Source organism: Synechocystis sp. LKSZ1 (assembly GCF_040436315.1).
Lineage (GTDB): Bacteria > Cyanobacteriota > Cyanobacteriia > Cyanobacteriales > Microcystaceae > Synechocystis.
Genome location: NZ_AP031572.1, coordinates 539,931 through 555,073 on the forward strand (window position 1 = coordinate 539,931; position 15,143 = coordinate 555,073).

At 52.6% G+C, this 15,143-nt stretch carries 11 protein-coding genes; 5 read left to right on the forward strand and 6 right to left on the reverse strand.

Translation table 11 applies throughout. The features are described 5' to 3' along the window. Position 1 precedes the first annotated feature (1 nt). The 4 genes from aroA to ABXS88_RS02645 form a co-directional block, all read right to left on the reverse strand. The gene (aroA, locus tag ABXS88_RS02630; RefSeq protein WP_353673638.1) at positions 2 to 1,345 is read right to left on the reverse strand and encodes a 3-phosphoshikimate 1-carboxyvinyltransferase; all 1,344 of its coding nucleotides are present in this window, start codon (positions 1,343 to 1,345) and stop codon (positions 2 to 4) included. 80 nt (positions 1,346 to 1,425) lie between these two features. Then, on the reverse strand, positions 1,426 to 2,559 hold the full coding sequence (locus ABXS88_RS02635) for a CO2 hydration protein (protein ID WP_353673639.1): 1,134 nt from the start codon (positions 2,557 to 2,559) through the stop codon (positions 1,426 to 1,428). A 49-nt stretch (positions 2,560 to 2,608) separates the two neighbouring features. Next, positions 2,609 to 4,093, reverse strand: coding sequence for an NADH-quinone oxidoreductase subunit M (locus ABXS88_RS02640; protein WP_353673640.1), 1,485 nt, complete (start codon positions 4,091 to 4,093; stop codon positions 2,609 to 2,611). Positions 4,094 to 4,204: 111 nt separating this feature from the next. Continuing rightward, positions 4,205 to 6,115: an NAD(P)H-quinone oxidoreductase subunit F gene (locus ABXS88_RS02645; protein ID WP_353673641.1), complete on the reverse strand. Its 1,911-nt coding sequence runs from the start codon at positions 6,113 to 6,115 to the stop codon at positions 4,205 to 4,207. Between the two features lie 579 nt (positions 6,116 to 6,694). Here ABXS88_RS02645 and pstS point away from each other — a divergent pair. From pstS to pstB (ABXS88_RS02670), 5 genes are all read left to right on the forward strand, one after another. Continuing rightward, positions 6,695 to 7,816: a phosphate ABC transporter substrate-binding protein PstS gene (gene pstS, locus ABXS88_RS02650; protein ID WP_353673642.1), complete on the forward strand. Its 1,122-nt coding sequence runs from the start codon at positions 6,695 to 6,697 to the stop codon at positions 7,814 to 7,816. A 50-nt stretch (positions 7,817 to 7,866) separates the two neighbouring features. After that, the gene (gene pstC / locus ABXS88_RS02655; RefSeq protein ID WP_353673643.1) at positions 7,867 to 8,823 is read left to right on the forward strand and encodes a phosphate ABC transporter permease subunit PstC; all 957 of its coding nucleotides are present in this window, start codon (positions 7,867 to 7,869) and stop codon (positions 8,821 to 8,823) included. A gap of 6 nt (positions 8,824 to 8,829) precedes the next feature. Continuing rightward, complete coding sequence (gene pstA, locus ABXS88_RS02660) at positions 8,830 to 9,693, forward strand: phosphate ABC transporter permease PstA (protein WP_353673644.1); 864 nt, start codon at positions 8,830 to 8,832, stop codon at positions 9,691 to 9,693. Positions 9,694 to 9,714: 21 nt separating this feature from the next. After that, positions 9,715 to 10,521 (forward strand): phosphate ABC transporter ATP-binding protein PstB, encoded by an 807-nt coding sequence (gene pstB, locus ABXS88_RS02665; RefSeq protein ID WP_353673645.1) that lies wholly within the window; start codon positions 9,715 to 9,717, stop codon positions 10,519 to 10,521. A gap of 96 nt (positions 10,522 to 10,617) precedes the next feature. Continuing rightward, complete coding sequence (pstB, locus tag ABXS88_RS02670; protein WP_353673646.1) at positions 10,618 to 11,418, forward strand: phosphate ABC transporter ATP-binding protein PstB; 801 nt, start codon at positions 10,618 to 10,620, stop codon at positions 11,416 to 11,418. A gap of 4 nt (positions 11,419 to 11,422) precedes the next feature. Here the strand turns inward: pstB (ABXS88_RS02670) and ABXS88_RS02675 are convergent, their stop codons facing one another. Both ABXS88_RS02675 and ABXS88_RS02680 read right to left on the reverse strand, forming a co-directional pair. Continuing rightward, positions 11,423 to 12,478, reverse strand: coding sequence for a GGDEF domain-containing protein (locus tag ABXS88_RS02675; protein WP_353673647.1), 1,056 nt, complete (start codon positions 12,476 to 12,478; stop codon positions 11,423 to 11,425). Positions 12,479 to 12,570: 92 nt separating this feature from the next. Continuing rightward, positions 12,571 to 15,072, reverse strand: coding sequence for a U32 family peptidase (locus ABXS88_RS02680; protein WP_353673648.1), 2,502 nt, complete (start codon positions 15,070 to 15,072; stop codon positions 12,571 to 12,573). Positions 15,073 to 15,143: the final 71 nt, after the last annotated feature.

A 15,143-nucleotide genomic window follows, 5' to 3' on the forward strand; every position in this document is an offset into this window, starting at 1 on the left:
GTTAGGCCTGACAAAGATGGCTTAGGGTTTCTACAAACTCAGGATAGGAGATCGCTGCGGCCTCGGCGCGATGAATCCGGGTGGTTCCTTTAGCCCCCAGGGCCGCGATGGCTAAACTCATGGCAATGCGATGATCCGTAAAGCTATCGACATCGGCCCCGACTAAGGCCTGGCCGCCCACAATTTCCAGGCCATCAGGAAACTCCGTAATCTTGGCCCCCAGCTTACCCAACTCACTGGCCATCACCGCCAGACGGTCACTTTCCTTAACCCGTAATTCCGCCGCATCCTGAATCCGGGTCGTGCCCTGGGCAAAGGCGGCAGCAACGGCCAAAATAGGAATTTCATCAATGAGGCGGGGGATGACCGCTCCCCCAATGGTACAACCCTGGAGAGTACTAGCTTTGACCCGCAGGTCAGCCACGGGTTCCCCAGTGACTAGACGTTCATTTTCTAGGCTAATGTTGGCTCCCATCTGCTGGAGAACTTCTAAGACTCCGGTGCGAGTCGGATTAATGCCCACATTCTCAATCACCAGTTCGGAGCCCGGTACAATACTGGCGGCTACTAACCAAAAGGCTGCGGAGCTAATATCTCCGGGAACAACAACGGTTTGGCCGGTCAACGGGGCCGGGCCATGGATAGTGACACGGTGGTGTTCCGGATCAATCGTCAATTTGGCCCCAAAGGCCTGGAGCATACGTTCACTGTGATCCCGCGACAGGGCCGGTTCTGTCACTGTCGTATCGCCGTCAATACTGAGGCCGGCCAGGAGCAGACAGGATTTTACCTGGGCCGAGGCAATGGGGGAAGTGTAATGGCTGGGTTGCAGGGCCTGGCCTTGAACCGCCAGGGGGGCCAGGGAATTTTGATGACGGCCCCAGATCTGGGCCCCCATGCTTTGTAATGGTTTAATCACGCGGGACATGGGCCGAGAACGTAGAGAGTCGTCACCGGTGACGGTAAAAAATTTGCCCGGCTGGGCGGCCAACAGGCCCAGCATCAGCCGAATAGTGGTACCTGAATTACCGGCATTCAAGACATCTAGGGGTTCTTGCAAATTCCCCAGGCCAATACCTTGAACCACCACCCGCTCGGAATTAAGATCTGAAATTTTGGCTCCTAGTTGCTGAAAACACTGAGCCGTACTACGGGGGTCTTCCCCTAACAGCAGGCCTTCGATCACCGTTTCCCCTTCCGCAATGGCCCCCAACATTAGAGCCCGGTGAGAAATGGACTTGTCCCCCGGAATCCGAAGACGACCTTGAAGGGCCAGGCCCGCCGCTGGAGGTGTAACTTGGAGGGTCTGGTGAGGATCAGGGGCAGAGAGATGAAGGACAGCCATGGGCAACCAGCAATAATCAAAGGGCCTACCTATTATGCCAAGGAAGCGCAATCTACTGTTAAGCTAGCAACCTGACTCCCCTAGGCTCGATTCACCATGGCCAGGCGAGAGGTCAAGAAACGATCCATCCATTTTTCGAGATAGGCTCGATTGGCTTGACGTTCGGCCAATCCCTGACTATCCAGGGGATAGGGGGCCAGGCCTTTGATAGCAGCGGTGGTAACACAAAACATCGATTTTTGGAAGCTTTCACAGATCTGTACCAGCAGATCTTCTTCCTGGCGTAGGCTCTGCTGATAGATACGATGCAGATAATCCGGCAGATAATGGCGCATATCCTGCATCAAAAGGGTTGGAGGAATGCCAGCCCCACCAATGGGTAGGGGATCCGCGTAGAGGGCCCCGTAGGTAAATTGGCCCTGGTCGTAGGGAATTTGATAGGCCTGGGCATTGTAGGAGACGGTTCCCATAAAGGGAGTTCCTCGGAAAAACACGGCTTCGACGTAGGGCACAGCGGTATCCATTAGAAAGGTCAGGCCGGCTTCAGAAGGAAGAATTGGGTAGGTCTGGCCCTCGACCTGGACATAATAGCTGATGGGTTTAGCCGCATCCTTCACCAACCCATCGAGGATATGCTGGACGATGTCAGGAATGGACTGAATCTCTCCTTCGTCATAGCGGTCGGACAGACTCAGGAAAATATCCGCCATTACGCGCCAAAATTGGCCCAGGGCCGAGTAGTAGGCCATCATCCGCATCTGTTCCGGCAGAAATTCGGGAAAAAGACGATTCAGTCCTTGGATCAGGGGATTGTGCTTGAGCTTGGCCGTCAGCATCTTGGCCACGGAAGCCTTAAATTCTGGACTATCGAGGTAGATATCCAACGGGCCACCGCCGTGCCACATCATCGCTTTCATGCAGTATTCGGCGTACTCAAAATTAATCCGGTCATGCCACCAATGCTTGAGGAGTTGCCGCCAACTCACCTGGCCATTGAAGTATTTAAAAAAGGGAAAAAGAACGAGGAATTGATGCTCTGCGATGTAGATTAAATTGTGGGAATAGGCATCCAACACCACGCCGTAGCTTTTTAAGATACCGACGACTTCAACTACATTTTGGGGCGAATCCTGGAGCAGGGCCTGGCCCGATTCCAAACGCTCAATGTAGGCGGCTAGGGGATGATGGGAAGGAGCAAGGGTGAGGGAAGGCATAGGGGCAAAAAACCAAGATACTCAACACAATTTGACTCTAGCATGGGCCCTAGGGACGGCGGAGGGCAATCACCTCCGGTTGGCCCGTGAGGAGGACGGTGGCCTGGGGTTCACTCCATTGAGTTAACCAGGTCGGTTGCAGTCCCAGAATAATAATCAACAGGGCCAGAGCCATGGCCGGTAGGCGCTCCTGCCAAAGGACTTGAGGCAGACGGGCCAATTCCGGGGTCAGGCGGCCAAAAAAGACGCGATTAACCATCAGCAGAAAATAAACCGCCGTTAGACCGCTACCGATCAGGCACAACAAGGTTTGTACCGGAAACAAGGGAAAACTACCCCGGAAGACCAAAAATTCCGCAATAAAGCCCACCATGCCCGGAATACCAGCACTGGCCATCACCCCTAGGATCATTAAACTACCCGTCACCGGTAGGCCTCGCTCCGGGGCCAACAGGCCCTTAAGATAGTCCACATCGCGACTGCCGGTTTTTTTATAGACCACCCCCACCAGCAGAAAGAGCATGGCGGAAATGATGCCGTGGCTAATCATCTGGGCCGAAGCGGCGGTAATGCTTAACCGAGTCGTGGCGGCGGCGGCCAGGAGAACATAACCCATGTGGGCAATGGAGGAATAGGCCACCACTTTCTTCATATCCTTTTGGGCAATGGCACAGGAGGCTCCATAGAGGGCACTGATGGCGGCCAGAGTCGCTAACCAGGGGGCAATGCTTACCCAGGCATCCAGGTACAGTCCCACCCCAAAGCGCAGAAGGCCGTAGGTTCCCAGCTTCAGCAATACCCCCGCTAGCAGAACCGATACCGGGGTTGAAGCCTCCACGTGGGCATCAGGCAACCAGGTGTGGAAGGGAAAAATGGGAATCTTAATGGCCAGGCCAATCAGTAGGGGAATCAGCAACAACAGTTGCGTGTTGAAGGACAGGGCCTGAGACAGAACGGGATTGTAGTCAAAATTGGGGGCATCGGTGAGCCAAACCCAGCCGAGGAAAGAGATCAGCACTAGAAAGCCCGACAGGGCCGTGTAGAGCAGAAATTTCATAGCGGCATAGCCCCGGCGTTCTCCCCCCCAAATGGCGATTAGGAAATAGAGGGGAATAATTTCTAGCTCGTAGAAAAGGAAAAAGAGGAGTAGATCTTGCGCCAAAAAGGCCCCCATCACCCCACCACTCAGGAAAAGTACAAGAGCATAGTAAAAACGAGGCCGCGGCAGAGCTTCACTACTGCTATAAATGGCGATCAGGGTCAGGAGACTATTGAGCCACAACAGGGGATAGGACAGGCCATCGACTCCCAGATGGTACTGTAACCCAATCCCCGGTAACCAAGACCAGGATTCCACAAACTGCATCTGCGGGTTCTGGATTTCAAATTGCGTACCGAGGACGGTGGTAAAAATAAAAACCAAGGCCATAATTGCCAGGGCTATTTGGCGCGGACGCTGGCCCTCCTCCCCAACCGGGAAAAGTACTAACAGAATGGCACCTAAGATAGGAATCCAGATTAAAGCGCTGAGCATAGCGAGTTTAAAAATCTCCTTGAGTTGTTGTTATCGTTGCGGGAAAATAACGTTTTTAAAAATGGCTGACCGCTGAGTAATGCTTGAGCATTTCCCATCGTCAATACGCCCCTAGCCCAGGGCCAGACTTTGCAACCAGGCCGACCAAAATTCACTAATCATGGCCCATTGGCCACTAAAGGAAAACCAGAGCAATAGGCTAACCCCGATCAGAATAGTAAGTAGGTAAAACTGGGACTGACCGGAGACATTGTATTTCAAGGCATTACCACTAAAAATAGTGACTAAACTGACTAAATTCACCGCCCCGTCAATCACGTAACGGTCAAACCAGTTACTCCAGCGGGCAATCATCGCCACGGCGGCTACAACGGTGGCGGCATAAATTTTGTCGAGGTAAAAGTCGTAGGCCAGCAAATCTTGGCAAAAGCGGAGGGGCAGTTGGGTCGAACGAGCCCAGGCTCGGCGGAGGGGAACGCTATAGCCTAGCACCAGGCCCAAAATGCCTGACAAAACCAATAGGGCCATCGTCCAGGAAAGCAGACCGGTTGGAGCCACCTCTAGAGGACGGTTGGGGGAAAGCCAAAAGGGCCAACGCAAAGCTGCCAAGGGAGCCAATAGCGTCACCACCATTAAGCTCACCATTGGCACCGCCATCGACCAGGGAACCTCCGGGGTGCGCCGGGTTTTGCTTTGGGGTTGCCCTAAAAAGATCAGGCGAAAGACCCGCATGAAGTTGAGACAGGCCAAAAAATTGACAAAAGCCAGCAGAATAACCAAGGGCCAATCCACTTGCAATGTCCCATTAAACCAGCGCTGCCACGTCCAGAACATACCGAGGGGAAAGACCGCGACCATCCCCAGGGAACCCAAGATAAAGCTCAGGGTTGTGGCAGGCATCCGGGACCAAAGACCGCCCATTTCCGTAATGTTTTGGTTGCTGGTGGTCAAAATAATTGCCCCTGCACTCATAAAGAGCAGGGCCTTGGCAATGGCATGGCTAAACAGGATCAAAAAAGCAATATCCACGTGACCCAGGCCTACGGCAATAAAAACCAGACCCAGATAGGCACTAGTGGAGTGGGATAGGGTGCGCTTAATATCAATCTGGGCCAGGGAAATCAGGGAGGTCAGAATTGCCGTTGTTGTTCCCAGCACAATCAACGTATTAGAAGCAATGGGGGATAGGGTAAACACCGGCTGAAGCTTGATCAAAACGTAGGCTCCAGCAGAAACCACCACGGAGTTTCGCATAATGCCGGCAGGGTTAGGGCCCTCCATGGCTTCGTCTAGCCATAAATTGAGGGGAAACTGCGCGCATTTTCCCGTTGGTCCTGCGATCAGAGAAAGGCCGAGTAACGTCGCGGTCAAGGGCAGAATCGGGGACGTATTGGCCCAGCTTTCCAGTTGGGAAAAGGTTAACCCCTCGCCATAGCAAGAGAGCGCCACCAGACCCATCAGAAGGATAATGTCCCCCACTCGTTTAGTTAAAAAGGCATCCCGAGCGGCCGTCACCACCAAGGGTTGAGCGTACCAAAATCCCACTAATAGGTAGGTGGAAAGGGTCAGCATTTCGAGTAAGGCATAGCTGAGAAACAGCGAGTCACTCAGGGCAATCCCCCCCAGGGCCGCTTCAAAGAAACCCAGTAGGCCGTAGAAACGAGCCAGAGACCAGTCCTTCTCCATGTAGCCCAAGGCAAAAAGCTGAACTAAAAAACTGATGCCCGTCACCAATTCCAGGGCCCCAATACTGACGGGTGAAATTTGAATGGTCAGGTCGAGGTTGAGGTCGGCGACCTGAAGCCAATCGAAAACGATCTGTTGGGTCGGTCTCTGCCACACTCGCCAGAAGGCAACGGCCCCATGGAGTACCGATAGGAACGTCATCAAGATATTGAAATAGGCCGCTGGTCGGGGGCCCGTGCGTTTAATCAGGCGAAAAGACCAGGGAAGGGTTAAAAAAGCCCCAATTAAGCTATAAAAAGGAATAAACCAACTATTTTGAAGTAAAAAATCTGCCATTACTCGGTTTATATCGTGCAGTGTCCCAGTGGGTTAAACTCTAAGCTACAGTAGCTTACTCGTCTTGACAAGGTTTTCTTGGTCGTCTTTCCAGAGCGAGTTCCTAGCTAGTCAAAGGTTTAAGCGCCCTGACTCGTCTCACGGCTGGATGCCATTACTTCCTAAGACAAGCTCAATAGATCTGTATTTTGGAATCAATAACCGGCGGAATAAAACGTCAATAAATTCTTAAAAATTGATGAAAGTTAGCGCTATGGAAGTACAAAAATCAGCGACCCAATAAGCATCTAAAAAGTTACATCTATTGAACTTGATGATAAAAGACGAAATCAAGGCAAAGAGAACGTCTCAAACCGAGAAAGTCGCAGTACCCCGCAATTAAAGGTCGTTTGCCCCAGGCCCTGCGAACTATAACAGCCCGCAACAATCAATATTTAAGAATATCCTTAACCCTTTCTTTACCAGTGCTTGCTATCTATGAATGTATCATTAGCAACTGTTTAGCAAGCTTGACCCCATTTCGTCCTAATCAACTTTATGTCTATCGCCAATCGTTTTAAAAGACTACCGAGTCGGCTAATGCCTATCCTATCCGTTACGGCTATCACCTTTGGTCTTGCCGCCTGCGGTGGGGGAGGACAGACGGACACCAATGGTACGACACCTGGGGGGACAGAGGGCGCTACTTCTCCTAACGCCAACCTCAAGGAAGCCATTAGCTCCGCCGTCTCCTTAACAGGGGCTGGGGCAACTTTCCCCGCACCATTATACCAAAATTGGTTTGTCGGTCTCAACCAAGAAGTCCCCAATTTACAAGTGAACTACCAATCGGTGGGGAGTGGTGCCGGGGTTGAGCAATTCACCGCCGGAACAGTGGATTTTGGGGCCAGTGATACGGCCATGAAGGATGAAGAAATTGCCAAGGTTAGCAAGGGTGTGCTCATGCTGCCTATGACCGCAGGAAGTATTGTGTTTGCCTATAATCTTCCTGGCGTGGAGGGACTAAAACTCTCCCAGGAAAATCAAGTAGCCATTTTTATGGGAGAAATCACCAAATGGAACGATCCCAAATTAGTGGCGGATAACCCCGATCTCAAACTACCAGATGAGCCGATCACCGTGGTTCACCGCTCCGATGGCAGTGGCACCACCGGCGTCTTTACTAAATATCTCAGCGCTGTCAGCCCGAAATGGAAAGAAAGCATCGGTGATGGCAAGAGTATCCAGTGGCCCACTGCTAAAGGAAAATTTATTGGTGGCAAGGGTAATGAAGGGGTCACAGCCAATATCCAACAGAACCAAGGTTCTATCGGTTACGTTGAGTACGGTTACGCCAAGAACAACAATCTAGCCATGGCGACGGTGCAAAACAAAGCCGGTAAATTCGTGACGCCGGATGATACTTCGGCAGCCGCAACCCTGGCGACAGCGGAACTTCCCGAAAACCTGCGGGCCTTCATCATCAATCCCGACGGTGAGCAATCCTACCCCATCGTCACCTACACCTGGATGTTGATGTATAAGAAGTACGACGATCCCATGAAAGCAAAGGGGATTGAAGCCATGGTTCAGTATGGCCTGACCACGGGACAACAGCAGAGTGCCGCCTTGGGTTATATTCCTCTGCCCCCCAATGTGGTAGAAAAAGTGGCCGCGGCTGCTGATCAGATCAGTCCTGATTTCCAAATCAAAGTCAAATAGTTTGCTGGGCCCCCAGTGGGCCCTATGATTAACCGCTAATTTTTATTCCTATGGTTGCGCCTTCCTATTCCCGCCCTACGGCCCTCCAATCCCGCTCTGTCCTCGAAAAAAATCTGGAAACGGGCTTCCGGGGCCTGACCTTTATCTTTGCCCTTAGTATTGGCTTAATTTTATTGCTCATTGCCCTGGTGGTGACCATCCGGGCCTGGCCGGCCATTGTCGAATACAATGTCGGTTTTTTATTTAATAACCTCTGGGATCCCGTTAAAAACAATTACGGGGCCTTAGCAGTAATTGTGGGAACGTTGGTGAGTTCTGTACTCGCCCTTTTGATTGCAGTTCCCCTCGGATTGGGTACGGCCATCTTTCTGAGCGAAGACTTTATTCCGCTTAATATTCGGATTATTCTCGTTTTTCTGGTGGAACTCCTGGCGGCCATTCCCAGTGTGGTTTACGGCCTATGGGGCATTTTTGTGTTGATTCCCCTGATCCGGCCCCTGGGCTTTTGGCTGAATAGCACCCTGGGCTGGATTCCCCTCTTTAGTTCCAAGCCAGCCGGGCCAGGGATGCTACCGGCCGGGGTCGTTTTGGCTATTATGATTTTGCCGATTATCACCGCCATTGCTCGGGACTCCCTAGCGGCCCTTCCGCCAGAATTGCGCCAGGCCTCCCTCGGTCTGGGAGCCACCCGTTGGGAAACCATTTTTCGGGTGTTGGTGCCGGCGGCCTTCTCTGGGATTGTCGGCGGTATTATGCTGGCCCTGGGGCGAGCCATGGGGGAAACCATGGCCGTTACTATGTTGATCGGCAACTCCAACAAACTGAGTGCTTCCCTGCTCGACCCCGCTAATACCATTTCCTCGTTGCTCGCCAACCAATTTGCTGAAGCCTCGGGGATGCAGGTGGCGGCTCTAATGTACGCCGGTCTAGTGCTCATGCTCCTGACCCTGGTGGTTAATATCCTGGCCGAATTCATTGTTAATAAAGTTAAAGCCAAATACTCCTAAGCCCCCATGACCGTCGCCAATCTTAAAAAACAACCTTCGAGTCCCCGTACCCTGCTGGGACTGCTCATGACTGGGGTCGCGGGGGCCTGCCTACTGCTGACCTTGATCCCATTGTTTGCGGTGCTAATCTACGTCACCGTGCAGGGGATTAGCCGCATTAACTTAGATTTGTTTACTAAACTGCCTCCTCCACCGGGCTTGAGCGGCGGCGGTGTAGCCAATGCCATTATTGGCACCCTGATCGTGGTAGTCATTGCGGTGGCCATTGCGGTTCCCATCGGCGTTTTAGCCGCCATCTACCTTTCGGAATTTAGCGACGATAATCAAATTGCCCGAGGAGTACGCTTCGCCACCAATATTCTTAGCGGTGTTCCTTCAATTATTGCTGGGATTTTTGCCTACGGTCTCTTTGTGGCCTCTGGGATTTTAGGTTTTTCCGCCATTGCCGGGGGGGCCGCTTTGGCGGTGTTGATGTTACCGACCATCATCCGGACTACCGACGAGGCTCTGCAAATTGTCCCCCAGGATATCCGCTGGGCCGCTCTGGGGGTCGGGGCCTACAAATTCCAAACGGTTTTGTTTATTGTTCTGCCTGCTGCCCTGCCTTCCATTTTAACCGGTGTCACCCTGGCCATTGCCCGAGCCGCGGGGGAAACGGCCCCCTTGATTTTTACGGCCCTCTTTTCCAACTTCTGGCCCAAGGGGGTTAAGGAACCTATTGCTACCCTGGCGGTGCTCGTCTATAACTTTGCTACTGTGCCCTTTGCGCCCCAACAACAATTGGCCTGGGCTGCTTCCCTCATTTTGGTGTTTTTAGTGTTGGCCACCAGTGTCGGTGCCCGCCTGGCCACCCGCCGTAAATCCTTCTAACCCTCCTGTGGAGTTAAGTCTATGAACCCCCAAGACGTGCCCGTCGAGAATGAACAGTCAGTCTTCCGTACTCACAATATTGATATCTACTACGGTGCCTATCGAGCTGTGCGGGACGTCACCCTGGCCATCCCCAAGCATAAAATTACGGCCTTTATTGGCCCCTCTGGCTGTGGCAAAAGTACGATTCTTCGGTGTTTTAACCGTCTCAACGATTTAGTCCATGGTTTCCGGGTGGACGGGCGCATCGAATACCATGGCCAAGACCTCTACGCCCCCGATATTGATCCCGTGGCGGTGCGGCGCAGTATCGGCATGGTCTTCCAAAAACCCAACCCCTTCCCTAAAACCATTTTTGACAACGTGGTTTACGGCGCGCGGGTGAATAAATATCAAGGGGATCTAGAGGAATTGGCGGAGTCTTCCCTGCGACGGGCGGCCCTCTGGGATGAGGTCAAGGATAAGCTCAAGGCCAGTGGTTTTTCCCTCTCTGGTGGTCAGCAACAGCGTCTCTGCATTGCCAGGGCCATTGCCATGCAACCGGAAGTGTTATTAATGGATGAACCCTGCTCGGCCCTAGACCCCATTTCTACCCTCAAGGTGGAAGAGTTGATGCATGAACTGAAGGAAAAGTACACCATTATTATCGTCACCCACAATATGCAGCAGGCAACGCGGGTCGCGGACAAAACGGCCTTTTTCAATGCCGAGGCTACGGGGAAGGGTAATAAGGTGGGCTATCTGGTGGAATTTGACCAAACGGAAGCGATTTTTGGCAATCCTCAGCAACAGGAAACCAAGGACTACGTCAGTGGCCGTTTTGGCTAGAGCCGATGCCCCCATGAACTTGGCCGAGACATCGACGGCTCATGCTGACTTGATGCTTAAGATCTGATCCTCGATAACCAATACCCGATAAAAACGATGGTTACCCCTACCGAAACAATTACTGAAGCCGTGCTCCGGGCCAAAAATGTCAACGTCTACTATGGCTCCCATCTGGCGGTCAAGAACTGCTCCATTGATATTCCTGAACGGAAAGTGATTGCCTTCATTGGCCCTTCAGGCTGTGGCAAAAGTACCATGCTCCGCTGTTTTAACCGCATGAACGACCTGGTGGCCAGCGCTCGCATTGAGGGTAATATCACCTACCGTGGCCGGGATATCTACGCCGCCAGCGTTGATCCGGTGGGCCTACGCAGTTCCATTGGTATGGTCTTCCAAAAAGCTAACCCCTTCCCCAAGTCCATCTACGAAAACATTGCCTTTGGAGCCCGTCTCAATAATTTTCAAGGGGATATGGATGAATTAGTGGAAACCTCCTTGAAAAAGGCGGCCCTCTGGGATGAAGTTAAAGACAAATTAAAACAGAGCGGCCTGGCCCTGTCTGGGGGGCAACAACAACGCCTTTGTATCGCTCGGGCCATTGCCGTCCAACCGGAAGTAATCCTGATGGATGAACCCTGCTCGGCCCTGGATCCCATTTCGACTCTGAAGGTGGAAGAATTGATCCACGAACTTAAAGAGCAATACACGATTGTGATCGTGACCCACAACATGCAACAGGCCTCACGGGTATCGGATTTAACGGCCTTTTTTAATGCTGAAGCAACGGAAAAGGGGGCTAAGGTCGGCTACTTGGTGGAGTACAACGAAACGGAAGTGATTTTCCAGAATCCCAGTCAGACAGCAACGCGCGACTACGTCAGTGGCCGTTTTGGCTAAGGGCCTAGGCCTTGAGCAGAACGTAGCGATTGCGCCCGGCTTGTTTAGCTTGGTAAAGGGCCTGGTCGGCGAGATCAATCAAGGTCTGTTCTTGGGTAGCGGCCTTGGGACGGGCACTGGCCACGCCAAAGCTGAGGGTGACTTGGGAACTGACCTCGGAAGCACTATGGAGGAGATTGCAACTCATCAGGGACTGCTGGATTTTTTCCACCATTTCGATGGCGTTGCTGGGCTTCGTATCAAGGAGAACAATCACAAATTCTTCCCCGCCGTAGCGGGCAACAATATCCGTAGCTCGTTTACAGTTACTGCGTAAAATTTGGGCTACCTGGCGCAAGCATCGATCCCCCTGGGGATGACCATAGGTATCATTGTATTTTTTAAAATAATCAACATCACAGATAATTAACGAAATCCATTTCTGCTCACGGATAGCGTGGTACCAATCCCGACTAAAATACTGCTCGAACATACGACGATTGCCGATGCGAGTCAGGGGATCAATAACCGCTAGTTTTTGCAGTTGCCGATTACTCTGCTCAAATAATCTAGTCGTAAGCTGAAAAATACTGGATTGGCCAATCAGCAATTGATGAATATCCAGCAGTTGATATTGATGCTTTTCTAATTCAACAATAATCGGTTCATCTAGGAGTTCTCCAGGGCGCATAATTGCCTTTTCTGCCGCCTCTGTAATCAACGTATTCTGAGGCAGAATCAAGTGGGGAATCTGGGCATATTGATAGAGTTGAAATAAAGAGCGTTGAAGAAAGAGATCAAGACCGTAGGGACGGCTCATTTGCTCTAATAATCGACGCCGGGAAATCATGCCCCGAAAGTCACCGTCCTGAGTCAGGAGAACCCCGGGAATTTGGGGATTAGCATTCAAGCGTCGGAGGGCAACTCGGCTTTCCTCCTGGCAGGGAAGTTGGCAATTGTGGAGTTTGAGTTGACCAATGGTGGACTCCAGATCAAGGATCGGCGGTACCGTTGGCCCTGAGAGCCCATCCAGAAACGCTTGAAATTCCTGCTCCCATGAGAGGTCGTTTAGATCAGACATAAGCCGGAGAGGGAATGACCTCGCCCTTATCATAACCATCTCCAGGGTTACTAGGGTTAAGCTCAGGTAAAAGACCCCTGACCCCCTGTCGGTTAAGCGTCAAGACTGCCCCGCGTCACCCCCAATTGGCTATGGAGTTTGAGTTTACGCCACAGTTGGGTGCCCGAAATTTGACCCGCTAACAGGGCCTGGTAATCAGCAATGGTTTGTACTACTGTCTCAGGGGATTCTTGCAAAAATTCCAAACGAAAGTAACTGGCCCCCAAGGCCTGCAGACGTTGCATAAATTCTGCCCCGGTTTGGGCCGTTGCGTTAAAGACGGTATTACGACAACCGGCATCGGCCTGGAGGATATGTTCGGCCCCAGCCCGGTCGCGCAGTTTAACCTCATGTTTTTCGCAGGGGCGGCCGCAGTTGGTAAAGTCCGTTCCCTCCGAGAGAAAGGCACAAAAGACGCAGTGCTCCATATGAAACATGGGCATGTGTTGATGAATGGTGACTTCCCACCAGGCCGGCGGCGATTGTTGGAACAGGGCCAGGAGTTGCTGGCTATTAAGGTCGTAGGAAGCCGTGAGGCGCTCTAGGGCAAGGTTTTGTTGGAAGTAGTTGGCCGTGATGGGATTGGCAATATTGAAGGAAAAATCGGCTATACAGCGCTCCCCCGCAAAAAACTGAAGCTGATCGACGTTGCGGAGTAGGTAGCCATCGGCATTGCTGGCCCGAACCTGTTGCAGGATGTAGTTTTCGCTGGGTTTGCTGATGCGGGGTGGAGCCACCCAGAGAGTGGCCTGGGGATTACTCTCTCTGGCCAGGGCCACAGCGGCCCGATAGGCCCGGGGATCTTCTAGTTCGCAATAAATTGTCCCAATGTCAATTTCTAGAACAGCCCGCAGTTGCTCTAGATGACGCACTAAAACGATTAGTTGGGGTTGGACAGCGGGGGCTGGAGATGGCGGGGGCAGAAGATCGCGGTAGGTGACGTCAGAACGCAGTTGCCAGGGGTGGGGACGACGACGTTGCTGTTCCAACTGACTGACGAGGTGGCGGCGGAGTTGGTTGAGTTCCCGGACAGGGAGCATCACCATGCCTTCGAGATGATTCTGGAGTTGGGCCAACCGAAAGGGGGTATTCCCCAAGCGGCCCAATTGTTGTTGCAGTTTTTCCGTCGTCAGGGGTTGGTTTTGGGCCGGTTCTAGCGGGCTTTCAGAGATGGCCTGCACAACATGACCCTGGAGGTCTCGGGCCAGCACTCGGAGTGGTTCCCCAACAGCCCCGTACACCTCAAAGGTCAGGGGTTGCTGATGCCGGATATTTTCGCCGGTGTAGGTCTGGCGCAGTTGTTTATCTAATTCTGGATCATTGGTCTTCCAGAGGTGATCCCCCTTTTTGACCCGACGCAGATCCACATCCCGACGACCAAAGGTGACAATCGTCTGCTGGCCTTGTTGTTCAATGGCGTAGACCCGTCCGCCCTCTTCCTTTTCCTGGGGATGACCGCTATCAAAGACCACCCCATCACCAGCCTTGAGGGGGGCCTGGAGTTGTAAAACGACTTGCTTATCGCGGCTGTCCCGGATTTGACTGACCTGGCCCAGATAAACCCCCCGCTTTTTGCCAAATCTGGCATGAACCAGGGCCTGATTATTGATGCCCTCTAGCCAGCCGGTAGTGAGGCCGCGAGAAAAGGCCATTTCCAATTGATACTGGTCGCTGGCCTTGAGTTGGTGTTGCTGACCGGCCTGGAGACGGTCTAGGGCCTGACGATAGACCTGGGTGACACTGGCGACGTATTCCGGCGTTTTAAGGCGGCCTTCAATTTTGAGGGAAACAACCCCAGTAGCCACCAGTTCTGGTAAAACTGCTAACCCCGCTAAATCCTGGGGACTGAGTAGGTATTGCCGGCCTCCTAAATCCCAGGGCTGGCCATCCACGATCAGGTCGTAGGGCATCCGACAGGCCTGGGCACATTCTCCCCGATTGGCCGAGCGACCTCCCAGGGATTCACTGGTGAGACATTGGCCAGAATAGGCGACACAGAGGGCCCCATGGACGAATACCTCTAGAGGGAGGCCCTCTGGAACTTGGATCTTACGAATATCCTTGAGGGAACATTCCCGCGCTAAAACCACCAAGTTACAGCCTAGGCCCTGGGCAAAAGCGACCCCAGCCCGGCTGGTAATGGTCATCTGGGTAGAGCCATGGATGGGAAAATCGGGAGAGAGGTGGCGGATCAGCCGGCAGAGGCCCACATCCTGCACAATAGCTGCATCCACCCCAGCGCTAATCAGGGAACGGAGATAGGCCTCCACGGCGGCCAATTCCGAAGGAAAAATTAAGGTATTGAGGGTGACATAGCCCTTGACGCCTCGCCCGTGCAAAAAGGCCATCAATTCTGGCAGATCGGCCACGGTAAAATTGTCGGCCCGCATCCGCGCATTGAATTTTTCCAGACCAAAGTAGATGGCATCGGCTCCATTTTCCACCGCGGCCCTGGCGCAGTCCCAGTTGCCCGCTGGGGCCAGGAGTTCCGGCATTCTAGAACCGGCAAGGGAGGAAGCATCTAACAGAGGGGAGAGGGGCAAGCTTGACGTCATAAAAATACTTAGTCTTGAGATATCTATTGTCTCTCAAGGGCATCCTAGGTTGACGTTAACCAATGGACACA

Bases quoted from the DNA above. Each gene is read 5' to 3' on its own strand.
- ABXS88_RS02635 (WP_353673639.1), bottom strand. From the start codon at position 2,559: ATGCCTTCCCTCACCCTTGCTCCTTCCCATCATCCCCTAGCCGCCTAC.
- pstB (WP_353673646.1), top strand. From the start codon at position 10,618: ATGGTTACCCCTACCGAAACAATTACTGAAGCCGTGCTCCGGGCCAAA.
- ABXS88_RS02645 (WP_353673641.1), bottom strand. From the start codon at position 6,115: ATGGCAGATTTTTTACTTCAAAATAGTTGGTTTATTCCTTTTTATAGC.
- ABXS88_RS02680 (WP_353673648.1), bottom strand. From the start codon at position 15,072: ATGACGTCAAGCTTGCCCCTCTCCCCTCTGTTAGATGCTTCCTCCCTT.
- pstS (WP_353673642.1), top strand. From the start codon at position 6,695: ATGCCTATCCTATCCGTTACGGCTATCACCTTTGGTCTTGCCGCCTGC.
- pstA (WP_353673644.1), top strand. From the start codon at position 8,830: ATGACCGTCGCCAATCTTAAAAAACAACCTTCGAGTCCCCGTACCCTG.
- pstB (WP_353673645.1), top strand. From the start codon at position 9,715: ATGAACCCCCAAGACGTGCCCGTCGAGAATGAACAGTCAGTCTTCCGT.
- ABXS88_RS02675 (WP_353673647.1), bottom strand. From the start codon at position 12,478: ATGTCTGATCTAAACGACCTCTCATGGGAGCAGGAATTTCAAGCGTTT.
- pstC (WP_353673643.1), top strand. From the start codon at position 7,867: ATGGTTGCGCCTTCCTATTCCCGCCCTACGGCCCTCCAATCCCGCTCT.
- ABXS88_RS02640 (WP_353673640.1), bottom strand. From the start codon at position 4,093: ATGCTCAGCGCTTTAATCTGGATTCCTATCTTAGGTGCCATTCTGTTA.
- aroA (WP_353673638.1), bottom strand. From the start codon at position 1,345: ATGGCTGTCCTTCATCTCTCTGCCCCTGATCCTCACCAGACCCTCCAA.